14 protein-coding genes are annotated in these 12,559 nt (G+C 71.3%); 7 read left to right on the top strand and 7 right to left on the bottom strand.

All coding sequences use genetic code 11. The features are described 5' to 3' along the window. Positions 1-39: 39 nt before the first annotated feature. Complete coding sequence (gene ilvA, locus ACF06X_RS15680; RefSeq protein ID WP_392287836.1) at positions 40-1,269, bottom strand: threonine ammonia-lyase; 1,230 nt, start codon at positions 1,267-1,269, stop codon at positions 40-42. 147 nt (positions 1,270-1,416) lie between these two features. On the opposite strand from ilvA, the gene ACF06X_RS15685 reads away from it, so the two are divergent. From ACF06X_RS15685 to ACF06X_RS15695, 3 genes are read left to right on the top strand one after another with little or no spacing between them, the layout of a single operon-like run. After that, entirely contained in the window at positions 1,417-1,932 is a 516-nt protein-coding gene (locus ACF06X_RS15685; protein ID WP_392287837.1) for a MarR family winged helix-turn-helix transcriptional regulator, read from the top strand. 31 nt (positions 1,933-1,963) lie between these two features. Further along, a complete protein-coding gene (locus tag ACF06X_RS15690) occupies positions 1,964-2,497 on the top strand; it encodes a sigma factor-like helix-turn-helix DNA-binding protein (protein WP_392287838.1) in 534 nt (177 codons plus the stop codon). Continuing rightward, the gene (locus ACF06X_RS15695; RefSeq protein ID WP_392287839.1) at positions 2,494-2,745 is read left to right on the top strand and encodes a hypothetical protein; all 252 of its coding nucleotides are present in this window, start codon (positions 2,494-2,496) and stop codon (positions 2,743-2,745) included. The genes ACF06X_RS15690 and ACF06X_RS15695 overlap by 4 nt, the downstream gene beginning before the upstream one ends. A 67-nt stretch (positions 2,746-2,812) precedes the next feature. Here the strand turns inward: ACF06X_RS15695 and ACF06X_RS15700 are convergent, their stop codons facing one another. Further along, positions 2,813-3,967 (bottom strand): cystathionine gamma-synthase, encoded by a 1,155-nt coding sequence (locus ACF06X_RS15700; protein WP_392287840.1) that lies wholly within the window; start codon positions 3,965-3,967, stop codon positions 2,813-2,815. A gap of 73 nt (positions 3,968-4,040) precedes the next feature. Here ACF06X_RS15700 and ACF06X_RS15705 point away from each other — a divergent pair, with 73 nt between their 5' ends. Both ACF06X_RS15705 and msrA read left to right on the top strand, forming a co-directional pair. Further along, positions 4,041-5,150 (top strand): hypothetical protein, encoded by a 1,110-nt coding sequence (locus tag ACF06X_RS15705; RefSeq protein WP_392287841.1) that lies wholly within the window; start codon positions 4,041-4,043, stop codon positions 5,148-5,150. Between the two features lie 99 nt (positions 5,151-5,249). Continuing rightward, the gene (msrA, locus tag ACF06X_RS15710; RefSeq protein ID WP_392287842.1) at positions 5,250-5,912 is read left to right on the top strand and encodes a peptide-methionine (S)-S-oxide reductase MsrA; all 663 of its coding nucleotides are present in this window, start codon (positions 5,250-5,252) and stop codon (positions 5,910-5,912) included. A gap of 154 nt (positions 5,913-6,066) precedes the next feature. On the opposite strand, the gene ACF06X_RS15715 is transcribed toward msrA, so the two are convergent. Then, the gene (locus ACF06X_RS15715; RefSeq protein WP_392287843.1) at positions 6,067-6,429 is read right to left on the bottom strand and encodes a DUF1330 domain-containing protein; all 363 of its coding nucleotides are present in this window, start codon (positions 6,427-6,429) and stop codon (positions 6,067-6,069) included. Positions 6,430-6,505: 76 nt separating this feature from the next. Beyond that, positions 6,506-7,549, bottom strand: a complete 1,044-nt coding sequence (locus ACF06X_RS15720; protein WP_392287844.1) for an NAD(P)-dependent alcohol dehydrogenase — start codon at positions 7,547-7,549, stop codon at positions 6,506-6,508. Positions 7,550-7,678: 129 nt separating this feature from the next. On the opposite strand from ACF06X_RS15720, the gene ACF06X_RS15725 reads away from it, so the two are divergent. Continuing rightward, positions 7,679-8,530 carry a helix-turn-helix domain-containing protein gene (locus ACF06X_RS15725; RefSeq protein WP_392287845.1) on the top strand — a complete coding sequence of 284 codons (852 nt, stop codon included), beginning with the start codon at positions 7,679-7,681 and terminating at the stop codon, positions 8,528-8,530. 108 nt (positions 8,531-8,638) lie between these two features. Here ACF06X_RS15725 and ACF06X_RS15730 read toward each other — a convergent pair whose 3' ends face one another. Together ACF06X_RS15730 and ACF06X_RS15735 are read right to left on the bottom strand one after the other, a co-directional pair. After that, the gene (locus ACF06X_RS15730; RefSeq protein ID WP_392287846.1) at positions 8,639-9,907 is read right to left on the bottom strand and encodes an Ig-like domain-containing protein; all 1,269 of its coding nucleotides are present in this window, start codon (positions 9,905-9,907) and stop codon (positions 8,639-8,641) included. 261 nt (positions 9,908-10,168) lie between these two features. After that, on the bottom strand, positions 10,169-10,531 hold the full coding sequence (locus ACF06X_RS15735) for a hypothetical protein (protein ID WP_392287847.1): 363 nt from the start codon (positions 10,529-10,531) through the stop codon (positions 10,169-10,171). Between the two features lie 108 nt (positions 10,532-10,639). Here ACF06X_RS15735 and ACF06X_RS15740 point away from each other — a divergent pair, with 108 nt between their 5' ends. Further along, complete coding sequence (locus ACF06X_RS15740; protein WP_392287848.1) at positions 10,640-10,900, top strand: hypothetical protein; 261 nt, start codon at positions 10,640-10,642, stop codon at positions 10,898-10,900. Positions 10,901-10,980: 80 nt separating this feature from the next. Here ACF06X_RS15740 and hutH read toward each other — a convergent pair whose 3' ends face one another. Continuing rightward, the gene (gene hutH, locus ACF06X_RS15745; protein WP_392288415.1) at positions 10,981-12,522 is read right to left on the bottom strand and encodes a histidine ammonia-lyase; all 1,542 of its coding nucleotides are present in this window, start codon (positions 12,520-12,522) and stop codon (positions 10,981-10,983) included. Between the last annotated feature and the right edge of the window lie 37 nt (positions 12,523-12,559).

The raw sequence follows: 12,559 nt of genomic DNA on the forward strand, positions 1-12,559 counted from the left end.
GATACATCGCGATACACAAGAGGTGCGCCTCGGACGGGCTCAGTCGAGCACCACGTAGCCCGCGTCCCGCAGCGCCGTCCGGACCTCCGCGCAGTGCTCCGGCCCCTTCGTCTCCAGATGCAGCTCGACCTCCGCCTCGGTCAGCCCCAGCCGCGGATCGGTCCGTACATGGCTCACGTCCAGCACGTTCGCGTCGACCACCGTGAGCACCGCGAGCAGCGTCGCCAGCGCGCCCGGCCGGTCCGTGACCCGCAGCCGGAGGCTCAGATACCGCCCGCCGGCGGCCATGCCGTGCCGCAGGATCCGCTGCATCAGCAGCGGGTCCACGTTCCCGCCGGAGAGGACCGCCACCACCGGCCCCTGGAACGCCGCCGGGTCGCTGAGCAGCGCCGCCACCGGGCTCGCCCCGGCCGGTTCGACCACCAGCTTCGCCCGCTCCAGGCAGAGCAGCAGCGCCGAGGAGAGCGCGTCCTCGGAGACGGTGACGACGTCGTCGACGTACTCCTGGACGAGCGCGAACGGTACGTCGCCGGGGCGCCCGACCTTGATCCCGTCGGCCATCGTCGCCGGCGACTCGATCGCGACCGGATGCCCGGCGGCCAGCGAGGGCGGATAGGCCGCCGCGCCCGCCGCCTGGACGCCGATCACCCGCACGTCCGGCCGCACCGACTTCACCGCGAGACCGATGCCGGCCACCAGACCGCCACCGCCGACCCCCACCAGGATCGTGCGGACCTCCGGGCACTGCTCCAGGATCTCCAGACCGACCGTGCCCTGCCCGGCGATGATGTCCGGGTGGTCGAAGGGGTGGATGAAGACCGCCCCGGTCCGCGCCGCGTACTCCTCCGCCGCGGCGAGGGTCTCGTCCACGACATGGCCGTGCAGCCGGACCTCGGCGCCGTACTCCCGGGTCGCCGCCACCTTCGGCAGCGGCGCCCCCACCGGCATGAAGACCGTCGACCGCACCCCGAGCAGCGCCGAGGCCAGCGCGACCCCCTGCGCGTGGTTCCCGGCCGAGGCGGCGACGACCCCGGCCGCCCGCTGCTCGGATCGCAGCCCGGAGATCCGTACGTACGCCCCGCGCAGCTTGAACGAACCGGTCCGCTGCAGGTTCTCGCACTTGAGGTGCACCGGCGCCCCCACCAGCGAGGACAGATACCGGCTGCCCTCCATCGCGGTCACTCTGGCCACCCCGGAGAGCATCTTCTGCGCCCCGCGCACATCGTCGAGGATCAGGGGATGCAAGGGGTGCGGCGTACGGAAGCTCATGACAGCAAGTCTCGCAGCTCAACGGCCTCGTGGCGGCCCGGGCGAGAGCCCTCGCATCGGGTTTGCGCAGCGCCGGTACGGACCCCCACAGGTCCGCGTACTCTGTCCCCCACCAACCGACCACCGCACGAGAGAGCCCCCACAGCCATGCCCACATCTCAGGACATGACGACTGAGCATGACCCCGGTCTCCTCGATGCCCTCCAGCACCAGGTGGCCGTCTTCGCCCGCCGGGCCGAGCAGACCCGCCTCGGCGGCACGGGCCAGCTCCGCAACTCGATGGACCGTGCCGCCTACCTGCTGCTGAACCGGCTCGACCAGGAAGGGCCGATGGGCGTCAAGGCGCTCGCGGCGGGCATGGGCATCGACTCGTCCACCGTCACCCGCCAGGTCGCCCCGCTCGTCGACACCGGCCTGGTCAAGCGCACCTCGCACCCGGAGGACGGGCGCGCGGTCGTCCTCCAGCTCTCCCCCCGGGGCCTCGCCCGCCTGGAGGAGGTCCGCTCCTCGCGCCGCGATCTGATGGCGCAGGTCACGGAGGGCTGGACGGCGGCGGAGCGCGAGTCGTTCTGCACGCTGCTCACCCGCTTCAACACCGCTCTCTCCGCACGCCAGTCGGGCCTTCCCGCCAGCCCCGAGGGCGAGTCCGCGCCGACCTCTTGACCTCGGCTCCGCCCTGTCCTCATATGAGGACGTGCGAGACGGTCGAGTGGACGGGCACCGCGGTCGGGGAGGCGAACACCGCCACCGGACCCGGCAGTTCGAGGCGTTCGTCGCGGGGGCGGCGGGGCGGCTGCTGCACGCCGCGACGCTGCTCACCGCCGAGACCCGGACCCGCAACCCGCGCGCCCAGGCGCTGTTGACCGCCTCCCTCGCCCACACCTACGCCCACTGGGACCGGCTGCGCGGCGAGGATCCGTACGACCGCACCCGCGCCGACCTCGCCACCCGCTTCGCCCGCACCGCCTGGCGCCATCACCGCGGCAAGGGAGGCGTGCTCTCCGCGCTCACCCCGCAGGAACGTCTCGTCGTGGTCCTCCGGCTGTACGAAGGGGTGGCCGAGGAACAGACCGCGGCCCTGCTCGGCCTGCCGGAGGATCGGGTACGGGCCGTCTGCGCCCGCTCCGTCTCCGCGCTGCGCCGCGGCCCTGGCGCAGGCCCAGGCCCGGGTGCAGGCCCAGGTCCAGGCGCGGGCGCAGGCCCGCAGGGCACGAGGGCCGCCTCATGACCCGCCACGAGCAGCGGGAGAACGAGGTCCGGCGGATGCTGGAGACCCCGCACCCGCCGGTCCCCGGCGACCTGGCCGCACGCGCCGCCGAGCGCGGGAACCGGCTGCTGCACCGGGACCGCGTGACGCGCCGGGCACTCTGGGCCCTGCTTGTCGTGGCAGTCCTCGTCTTCGCGGTGTGGGCGGCGACGGAACGGCCCTGGGAGGTGCCTCCCGCCGGGACGACACCACCGCTCGAAGGGCTGTGAGGCCTGTCAGGGGGGCCGGGCGCCCCCGGTGAGGAGCGCCCGGCCCGCCCGTCCGGGCCGGCGTCGACTAGCCCAGCGCCTCGCGCAGGTCGGCCAGCAGGTCGTCCGCGTTCTCGATGCCCACGGAGAGCCGGACCAGGTCCGCCGGGACCTCCAGGGCCGAGCCGGCCACGCTCGCGTGCGTCATCCGGCCCGGGTGCTCGATCAGCGACTCGACACCGCCCAGGGACTCGCCGAGCGTGAACAGCTTCGCCCGGTTGCAGACCTCGACCGCCGCCTCCTCGCCGCCCGTCACACGGAAGGAGATCATCCCGCCGAACGCCCGCATCTGCTTGGCGGCGATCTCGTGACCCGGGTGCTCCGGCAGTCCCGGGTAGAGGACCTGGGTGACCTTCGGGTGCTGGGTCAGCATCTCGGCGACCTTGCCCGCGTTCTCGCTGTGCCGGTCCATGCGGACGGCGAGCGTCTTGATGCCGCGCAGCACGATCCACGAGTCGAAGGGACCGGCCACGGCGCCCATCGCGTTCTGGTGGTACGCCAGTTCCTCGCCGAGCGTCTCGTCGGCCGTCACCAGCGCGCCGCCGACGACGTCGGAGTGCCCGCCCATGTACTTGGTCAGCGAGTGCACGACGACGTCCGCGCCGAGGGCCAGCGGCTGCTGGAGGTAGGGGCTGGCGAAGGTGTTGTCGACGACCAGCTTCGCGCCGGCCGTCCGCGCCACGTCCGCGACCGCCGCGATGTCGGTGATCCCGAGCAGCGGGTTCGACGGGGTCTCGACCCAGATCACCTTCGTACGGTCGTTGACCGCACCGCGCACCGAGGCGAGGTCGGAGGTGTCGGCGACCGAGAAGTCCACGCCCCAGCGCTGGACGACCTTGGCGAAGAGCCGGAACGTGCCGCCGTAGGCGTCGTTCGGGATGACCACGTGGTCGCCGGGGGCCAGCAGCGCCCGCAGCAGGCAGTCCTCGGCGGCGAGGCCGGAGGCGAAGGCCAGGCCGCGCCGCCCGCCCTCCAGGGCCGCGAGGTTCTCCTCGAGGGCCGTACGCGTGGGGTTGGCGCTGCGGCTGTACTCGTAACCGCCGCGCAGCCCGCCCACGCCGTCCTGCTTGTAGGTGGACACCTGGTAGATGGGCGGGACGACCGCGCCGGTCAGCGGGTCGGCGGTGTTGCCCGCGTGGATCGCGCGGGTCTCGAAACTCTGGTTGAGGTGCTGGTCGCTCATGAGTCAGGAGCGTAGTCCCGAGCACCCCCCACCGCCGCCCGACGTCTCAGTGGGTGTCCTGGACAATGGACACATGGAGATTCTCTGGTTCCTGATCGCGATGGGGCTGCTGATCGCGGTCGTCCTTCCCTACGTACGACGCCGCCGGTCCGGCCTCGGCATCCACCAGGTCGCACCCGGCTCGCCGGACGCCGCCGACCCGGAGGCGTACGGCTTCCTGCGCCAGGAACAGCAGGACGTACGGATGCCCGGCCCCGACCACGACCTGCTCGACGTCCTCGACGTGGTCCAGGCGACCCAGGACTGGCGGGCGGCCTCGCAGCTGCTCGCGGGCACGGAGAAGGAGGGCGAGGTCCGCTGGCAGCGCGTCCAGGCGTTCGCGGGCGCGGCCTCCCTGGAGCTCCAGCAGAAGCCGGGCGTCGGCGGCGCGTGGCTGCGCGCCTGGCGGGCGGACTCGCCCAAGGACCCGGGCGGGGCCGCCGTGCACGCCGAGTTCCTGGTGCAGCAGGCGTGGCGTTCGTCCGCCGCCGGGACCGACGACTTCCGGATCATCCTCGAAGAGGCCCGCAAGGTGAGCGAGGAGGCGGCGCTGCTCGCCCCCGGCGACCCCGTCCCGTACATCGTGCAACTGGCCGTCGCCCGTGGACTCGGCTACAGCCACGAGGAGTTCGACCAGGTCTGGGCGAAGATCATCGACCGCGCGCCGCAGCACATGGGCGCGCACCTGGCCGCCCTGCACTACTGGTGCGAGAAGTGGCACGGCTCGCGGGAGGACGCCGACCGCTTCGCGACGGCGGCGGCGGCCCGCGCCCCGCGGGGCTCACTGCTCGCCGCGCTGCCGCTGTTCGCGGTGTACGAGCACCTGCCCGAGATCGTCCTCGTCCAGGACTTCTTCCGGACCGAGGTGGTCGCCAAGGCGATGGAGGGCGCGTTGTACGCGGTCCACTCGGCCCGCCCCGACGATCCGATGCTGGCGCACGTACGCCACCTCCTGGTCTTCTTCCTGGTCCGCTCGGAACGCTGGTCCGAGGCGATGCACCAGATCGTGCACGTGGACGGTCACGTGGGGGCGCTGCCGTGGACGCTGAGCGGCGACCCGGCGGCCGAGTACACGGTGTACCGGAACCTGGCGGTGGCGGGCTACGAGGCGAACGGCGGCAGCCCGGCGACGCTGCCGAGGTAGCGGCACGGCGGGGACAGGGGTCCGCCCGGGGGCCGGGGCAGGGGAATCCCTCCCGGCCCCCGGGCGTTGTGCGTAACGCCACCGTCGAGGAGATGCCGCATGTTCCTGTCACGCACCCCCGTCCTCCCCACGCCCGAGCAGGCGCTGAAGGGCCGCCCGGTCCCCGAGTTCACGGTGCCGGACCGCCACACCGTCCTCGGCAACCCGCTGCTCGGCCCTTACCCCGAGGGACTTGAGATCGCCGATTTCGGGCTCGGCTGTTTCTGGGGCGCGGAGCGCAAGTTCTGGCAGACCGAGGGCGTCTGGACGACCCTGGTCGGCTACCAGGGCGGCTTCACCCCGAACCCGGTCTACGAAGAGGTCTGCTCGGGCCTCACCGGCCACACCGAGGCCGTCCGGGTCGTCTTCGACCCGAAGACCGTCTCGTACGAGCGGCTGCTCAAGCTCTTCTGGGAGTCCCACGACCCGACCCAGGGCTTCCGCCAGGGCAACGACGTCGGCACCCAGTACCGCTCGGCGATCTACACCCACTCCCCCGCCCAGGCGGAGTCCGCCGAGACCTCCCGCGCGGCCTACCAGAAGGTCCTCACGGCCTCCGGCCACTCCACGATCACCACGGAGATCCTCCCGGCCGAGGGCCGCACCTTCTATCCCGCCGAGGCCTATCACCAGCAGTACTTGGACAAGAACCCGGCCGGCTACTGCGGCATCGGCGGCACGGGCGTCTCCTGCCCGATCGGCGTCGCGAAGGCCGATGGATGAGCCCCTCTCGCCGGACGCGACGATCACCACGTGGCCTGAGCCTCGCTTCCTGAAGCGCTGGACCTGGAGGCAGCCTTCGAGGGCGCGGTAAGCGGCGGTCTCCCACGACCGCCGCTTCCGTTCCGGCTTCGGGGGCGCCCGGCTCGGACTCCGCTCAGGGCGCGCCGGGGCCGGCTGACGCGGCGCGGAGGGTCGCGGCGGTGGACGCCGGGTTGTAGTCGGGGCCGACTCCGTCGATGAGCAGGATGTCGCCGTCCATGTGGCGGGTGCGCAGCGGGATCAGCTCCTGGTAGGCGGCGGAGTCGTACCACGCGCGGGCCCGCTCCATCGAGGGGAAGCCGACGAGGACCAGCGCGCCGGGCCACTCGCCCTCGAGCACCTCCCGCTCGGGGGCGCCGTGGATGAGGAACCGGCCGCCGAAGGGGTCGAGCGTGGCCTGGATGCGCTCCATGTACACGAAGACCTCCTCGGCGAGGACGGGCTTGGGGCTCAGGTTCGCTATCGCGTATGCGGTCATGACCTCAGCGTGCCGGGACATGCCGTACGAAGTCGATTACCCCGGACGTCATGCCCCGGCCGCCCCGCCCGGGCGCTCAGATGGTCGACGCGTCGATCACGAAGCGGTAGCGCACGTCGCTCGCCAGCACCCGCTCGTACGCCTCGTTGATCTGGTCGGCGCGGATCACCTCGATCTCGGCGCCAAGGCCGTGCGTCGCGCAGAAGTCGAGCATCTCCTGCGTCTCGGCGATGCCGCCGATCATCGATCCCGCCAGCGTCTTGCGGCCGCCGATCAGGGAGAAGAGGTTGAGCGCGATCGGCTCCTCGGGGGCGCCCACGTTGACCAGGGCGCCGTCCGTCTTGAGCAGGCTCAGGTAGGCGCCGAAGTCGATCGGGGCCGAGACGGTCGAGACGATCAGGTCGAAGGAGCCGGCGAGCGCGGTGAAGGTCTCCGGGTCACTGGTGGCGTAGAAGTGGTCGGCGCCGAGCTTGAGGCCGTCCTCCAGCTTCTTGAGGGACTGGCTGAGCACGGTCACCTCGGCGCCGAGGGCGTGGGCGATCTTGACGCCCATGTGGCCGAGGCCGCCGAGCCCGACGATGGCGACCTTCTTGCCGGGGCCCGCGTTCCAGTGGGCGAGCGGCGAGTAGAGGGTGATGCCGGCGCAGAGCAGCGGGGCGGCCTCGTCGAGGGAGAGGCCGTCCGGGATGCGCAGGGTGTAGTTCTCGTCGACGACGATGTGGGTGGAGTAGCCGCCGTAGGTGGGCTCGCCGTTCTTGTCGAGGGCGTTGTACGTGCCGGTGCCGCCCTTGACGCAGTACTGCTCCAGGCCCCGCTCGCAGTACTCGCACTCCCGGCAGGAGTCGACGAAGCAGCCGACGCCGACGCGGTCGCCGACCTTGTGCCGGGTGACGCCGGGGCCGACCTCGGTGACGATTCCGGCGATCTCGTGGCCGGGCACCATCGGGAAGATGCCCTCGCCCCAGCCGTCGCGGGCCTGGTGGATGTCCGAGTGGCAGATGCCGGCGTACCTGATCTCGATGAGCACGTCGTGCTCGCCGACCGGGCGGCGCGGCACGGTGGTGCGCTCCAGCGGGGCGTTGGCGGCGGGTGCGGCGTAGGCGGAAACGTTCGTGGTCATGGCGGAAAGCCTGCCGGAACGCCGCCGGCTCACCCAGCCCCCTGTTGTGCCTACGTCCGCCGTGCCTACCACTGGCAGGGTCAGGAACACACGCTCGTCCGGTCCTATGACCAGGGATAATGGGGACGCATGGATCTCAGTGCCGAACTCAGCGAATTCCTGCGCTCGCGTCGGGCCCGGCTGAAGCCCGAGGACGTGGGCCTGCCCCAGTTCGGGCGTCATCGCCGTGTGCCGGGGCTGCGCCGGGAGGAGCTGGCGCAGTTGGCCGGGGTGTCCGTGGCGTACTACACCCGTCTCGAACAGGGCAACGGCCGCAATGTGTCCATGGAGGTCCTGGACTCGATCGCCCGGGCGCTGCGGCTGAGCGACGCCGAGCGGGAGCACCTGACCCGGCTGGCCAAGCCGACGCCGGGGAGGAGGCGGCCGTCGCGGCCGCAGCGCCTGCGGCCCGGCGTCCAGCAGTTGATGGACGCGATGGTGGGGGTGCCGGCGTACGTCGTGGGGCGGCGCACGGACGTGCTGGGGTGCAACCGCATGGCGGCCGCGCTGTTCGGCGACGTCACCGCGCTGCCGCCGGAGGAGCGCAATATCGCCCGGCTTCTCTTCCTGGGTGACAACTGCCGGGATCTGTTCGTGGACTGGGAGCAGAAGGCCTGTGAGGTCGTCAGCTACCTGCGGCTCGACGCGGGCCGGCATCCGGACGATCCGCTGCTGTCGGCGCTGGTCGGCGAATTGTCGGTGAAGAGCGAGACGTTCAGGAACCTGTGGGCGGCGCACCATGTGAAGGACAAGGGGCACGGCAGCAAGCGGCTGCACCATCCGCTGGTGGGTGAGCTGACCCTGTGGTGCGAGACCCTGACGCTGGCGGACGATCCGGAGCAGGCGTTGGTCACCTTCCACGCGGAGCCGGGTTCGCCGTCGGAGGAGTCGCTGCGGCTGCTGGCCAGCTGGGGAGTGAACGAAGCGGCGAACGTACGGTGACGGTGGCGGTCACCGTGACGGTGGCAGTCGCGGTGACGGCATACGGAAGCGGCGGCTCCCTCCACGAGTGAGGGGGCCGCCGCCTTCGTCAGTGCTGACGTTCTACGGTCAGATCGCCGAGCCGGCCTTCCACTGCGACCAGCTCATGTTCCAGCCGTTGAGGCCGTTGTCGGGCGCGATCGTCTTGTCCTTGGAGTTCTTCACGATCACGACGTCGCCGATGAGCGACTTGTTGTAGAACCAGGCGGCCATCTGGTTCGGGTCACCGGCGCCCTTGACGTCGTTCAGGCCCACGCAGCCGTGGCTGGTGTTGACGGAGCCGAAGATCGAGTCCGCGCCCCAGTAGTTGCCGTGGATGAAGGTGCCGGAGGTGGAGAGCCGCATCGCGTGCGGGACGTCCTTGATGTCGTACTCGCCCTTGCCGTCGTCGTCCGTGAAGCCGACGGTGGCGCCGTTCATCCGGGTCTCCTTGAACTTCTCGGAGATCACCATCTCACCGTTGTAGGTGGGGTTCTCCGGGGAGCCGGCGGAGATCGGGATGGTCTTGATCGTCTTGCCGTCCTGCTTGACCGTCATGGTCTTGGTGGCGACGTCGACGGTGGAGACCTGGTTGCGGCCGATCTTGAAGGTGACGGTCTTCTGCTGGACGCCGAAGACCCCGTCGGCGCCCTCGACACCGTCGAGGTTCAGCTTCAGCGTGACGGTCGAGCCCTCGGCCCAGTAGTCCTCGGGGCGGAAGTCCAGGCGCTGGGAGTTGAACCAGTGCCCGACGACCTCCTGGCCGCTGCTGGAGGTCACCGTGATGCCGCTCTGGACGGCCTTCTTGTCGGTGATCGCCTTGTTGAACTTGATCGAGACCGGCATGCCGACGCCGACGGTGGAGCCGTCCTCGGGCGTGAAGTTGCCGATGAAGCTGTTGGCCTGCGAGACGGTGGTGAAGGAGGAGTTCTCGTGGGCCTCCAGGCCCTCCGCGTCCTTCGCCGTCGCCGAGATCTTGTAGACGGTGGAGCGCTTCAGCTGCTCGGTGGGCTTCCAGCTCTTGCCGTCGGCGGAGATCTCGCCCTTGACGCTCTCGCCGTCGGCGGTGGTGAGGGTGACCTCGGTGAGCGTGCCTTCGGTGACCGTGACCTTGGCGGCGTTGTTGATCGACGCGTTGGCGGCACCGTTCTCGGGCGAGATGGTTATCTGGGCCTGGGACGTCTTCTGCGCCGCGGCCTCGTCGACCTGGGCCTGTGACTGGGGCGACGGGGAGCTGCCGGCGGCGTTGCCCTTGTCGCCGTCGCTGCACGCAGAGAGCACCAGTACGCCACCGAGCACCGCGGCGGCCGCCGTCAGACCCTTGCGACGCTTGCCGTCCGTCATCACACGCTTCTCCATCGTCGCCGAATCCCTGCCAACACTCGTTAAGAACATCCATGACACCCCGCGCGGTTCCGGAACCGTGCGGTTTGTGGGGAACACCACTGATCGACACGCAGGCGCGGAGCGTCCGGTTCCCCGTACCGCCGCCCCGGTACCGCTGCTCCCGTACCGCTTCCCCGTACGGACGGCCCTAAGGCTGCCCGTACGGCCGGAGCCCCGGTGACCGCCGCGACCTGCGACGCTTCCACCGGGGCTCCGAGCAGGGGCGTACCGCCGCTACACCCGTTCCTCTTCGTCCACGTCGGCCTCGTCGTCCGCGTCGTCGTCCCCATCTTCCTCGTCGAGGTCCCACTCCTGAGCATCGGGGTCGTACTCGATCTCCTCGCTGCTCCACGAGGCCTGGACCAGCTCGATTCCCGGGATCTCGCTGACGAGGTCGAAGGGTTCGACGAGATAGGCCAGGGCCTCGGCGCTGTCCTCGCGGACGGCGGAACGGGCGTGCGCGCGCTCGTCGTCCGGCATGAACTCGTCGGTGTCGATCCGGCCGACGGCGGCCTCGGTCAGCTCCTCGGGGCCGTCGATCTCCAGGACGACTTCCACGCGAAGCCGTACATAACGTGATGTCTCGGAAGTACTCATACGAGGGAGCGTAGGCCGCCCGGGCCCTCGGCTTTCCTGCGACCCGCTGTGTTCACTAGCATCGGCGCACACACCAATTCGCGGTTGCCGCAAGGGGGATCGAAATCTGTGTCCGTCGCACGCCGCCCGCTGCTGACCGCCACCGCCGCCGGGACACTTCTCTGCGCTCTGTGGTTCGTTCCGTCGGCGAACGCCACCGATGAGGACCGCACCGCGGCGCCGCAGCGCGAGCAGGTGACGGCCGAGCCGCGCCTGGCCGAGACCGGTGGGGTGGACACCACGCCGTACGTGCTGGGCGGGACGGGATTCCTCGTCGTCGGTACGGGTTTCGTGACGCTGGCGATGAGACGCGGCGGCCGGGCCTCGTAGCCCGCCGTACGACCGGAACACGAGGAGGGGCCGCCCATGAGGGCGGCCCCTTCTGCGATGTGCCGTGTCCTGCCGTGACGTTACGCCAGCGGGCCGGTGACCGGCTCCACGGCGGCGACGAGCCTGCCCTCCCGTACGAAGGCGTCGGCCGCCGCCAGGTCGGGGGCGAGGAAGCGGTCCGGTCCCGGGCCCTGGACGCCGGCCGCGCGCAGGGCGGCGATGGCGGCCCGCGAGGCGGGGGCGGGGGTCAGGCCGCGGCGCAGCTCGATGCCGCGGGTGGCGGCGTAGAGCTCGACGGCGATGATCCGGTTGAGGTTGTCGATGGCGGTGCGCAGCTTGCGGGCGGCGGACCAGCCCATGGAGACGTGGTCCTCCTGCATCGCGGAGGACGGGATGGAGTCGGCGGAGGCCGGGACGGCGAGCCGCTTCATCTCGCTGACCAGGGCGGCCTGGGTGTACTGGGCGATCATCAGGCCGGAGTCGACGCCGGCGTCGTCGGCGAGGAAGGGCGGCAGGCCGTGGGACCGGTTCTTGTCGAGGAGCCGGTCGGTGCGGCGCTCGGCGATGGAGCCGAGGTCGGCGGCGACGATGGCGAGGAAGTCGAGGACGTACGCGACGGGGGCGCCGTGGAAGTTGCCGTTGGAGCGGACCTGCCCGTCGGGCAGGACCACCGGGTTGTCCACGGCGGAGGCGAGCTCGCGCTCGGCGACCAGGCGGGCGTGGGCCATGGTGTCGCGTCCGGCGCCGGCGACCTGCGGGGCGCAGCGCACGGAGTACGCGTCCTGGACGCGGGGGGCCTCTTCCTCCTGGAAGTGGTTGGTGAGGCCCGAACCCTTGAGCACGGCGAGCATGTTGGCGGCGGAGGCGCCCTGGCCGGGGTGGGGACGGATCGCGTGCAGCTCGGGCTCGAGGACCTTCTCGGTGCCGAGGAGGGCTTCGAGGGAGAGGGCCGCGGTGATGTCGGCGGACTTGTAGAGGGTGTCGAGGTCGGCGAGGGCCATGATGAGCATGCCGAGCATGCCGTCCGTGCCGTTGAGGAGGGCGAGGCCCTCCTTCTCGCGCAGCTCGACGGGTTGGATGCCGGCCGCGGCGAGCAGCTCGCCGGCCGGCTTCACGGTGCCGTCGGGGCCCTCGGCGTCGCCTTCGCCCATGAGGGCCAGGGCGCAGTGCGAGAGCGGGGCGAGATCGCCGGAGCAGCCGAGGGAGCCGTACTCGTGCACGACCGGCGTGATGCCGGCGTTGAGGACGTCGGCCATGGTCTGCGCGACCTCGGGCCGGACGCCGGTGTGCCCGGAGCAGACGGTCTTCAGCCGCAGGAACATCAGCGCGCGCACGACCTCGCGCTCGACGCGCGGGCCCATGCCGGCGGCGTGCGAGCGGACGATGTTGCGCTGCAGCTGGGCGCGGAGCTCCTGGCTGATGTGCCGGGTGGCGAGCGCGCCGAATCCGGTCGAGACGCCGTACACGGGCTCGGGCTTCGCGGCGAGGGCGTCGACGACGGCCCGGGCGGCGGCGAGGGCGCTGACAGCCTCGGGGGAGAGCTCGACGCGGGCACCGTGGCGGGCGACGTCGATGACGTCCTGGGGGGTGGTTCCGGACGTGCCGAGGACGACGGTGTGCATATCCATATTCAGCACCCTACGGACTGAAGACCAACCT

Origin of the sequence: Streptomyces sp. NPDC015346 (assembly GCF_043078785.1) — a bacterium.
Classification (GTDB): Bacteria; Actinomycetota; Actinomycetes; order Streptomycetales; family Streptomycetaceae; genus Streptomyces.

Excerpts from the sequence above, each read along its gene's own strand:
- ilvA (WP_392287836.1), bottom strand. The coding sequence starts at position 1,269 with ATGAGCTTCCGTACGCCGCACCCCTTGCATCCCCTGATCCTCGACGAT.
- ACF06X_RS15685 (WP_392287837.1), top strand. The coding sequence starts at position 1,417 with ATGCCCACATCTCAGGACATGACGACTGAGCATGACCCCGGTCTCCTC.
- ACF06X_RS15695 (WP_392287839.1), top strand. The coding sequence starts at position 2,494 with ATGACCCGCCACGAGCAGCGGGAGAACGAGGTCCGGCGGATGCTGGAG.
- ACF06X_RS15700 (WP_392287840.1), bottom strand. The coding sequence starts at position 3,967 with ATGAGCGACCAGCACCTCAACCAGAGTTTCGAGACCCGCGCGATCCAC.
- ACF06X_RS15705 (WP_392287841.1), top strand. The coding sequence starts at position 4,041 with ATGGAGATTCTCTGGTTCCTGATCGCGATGGGGCTGCTGATCGCGGTC.
- msrA (WP_392287842.1), top strand. The coding sequence starts at position 5,250 with ATGTTCCTGTCACGCACCCCCGTCCTCCCCACGCCCGAGCAGGCGCTG.
- ACF06X_RS15715 (WP_392287843.1), bottom strand. The coding sequence starts at position 6,429 with ATGACCGCATACGCGATAGCGAACCTGAGCCCCAAGCCCGTCCTCGCC.
- ACF06X_RS15720 (WP_392287844.1), bottom strand. The coding sequence starts at position 7,549 with ATGACCACGAACGTTTCCGCCTACGCCGCACCCGCCGCCAACGCCCCG.
- ACF06X_RS15725 (WP_392287845.1), top strand. The coding sequence starts at position 7,679 with ATGGATCTCAGTGCCGAACTCAGCGAATTCCTGCGCTCGCGTCGGGCC.
- ACF06X_RS15730 (WP_392287846.1), bottom strand. The coding sequence starts at position 9,907 with ATGGAGAAGCGTGTGATGACGGACGGCAAGCGTCGCAAGGGTCTGACG.
- ACF06X_RS15735 (WP_392287847.1), bottom strand. The coding sequence starts at position 10,531 with ATGAGTACTTCCGAGACATCACGTTATGTACGGCTTCGCGTGGAAGTC.
- hutH (WP_392288415.1), bottom strand. The coding sequence starts at position 12,522 with ATGCACACCGTCGTCCTCGGCACGTCCGGAACCACCCCCCAGGACGTC.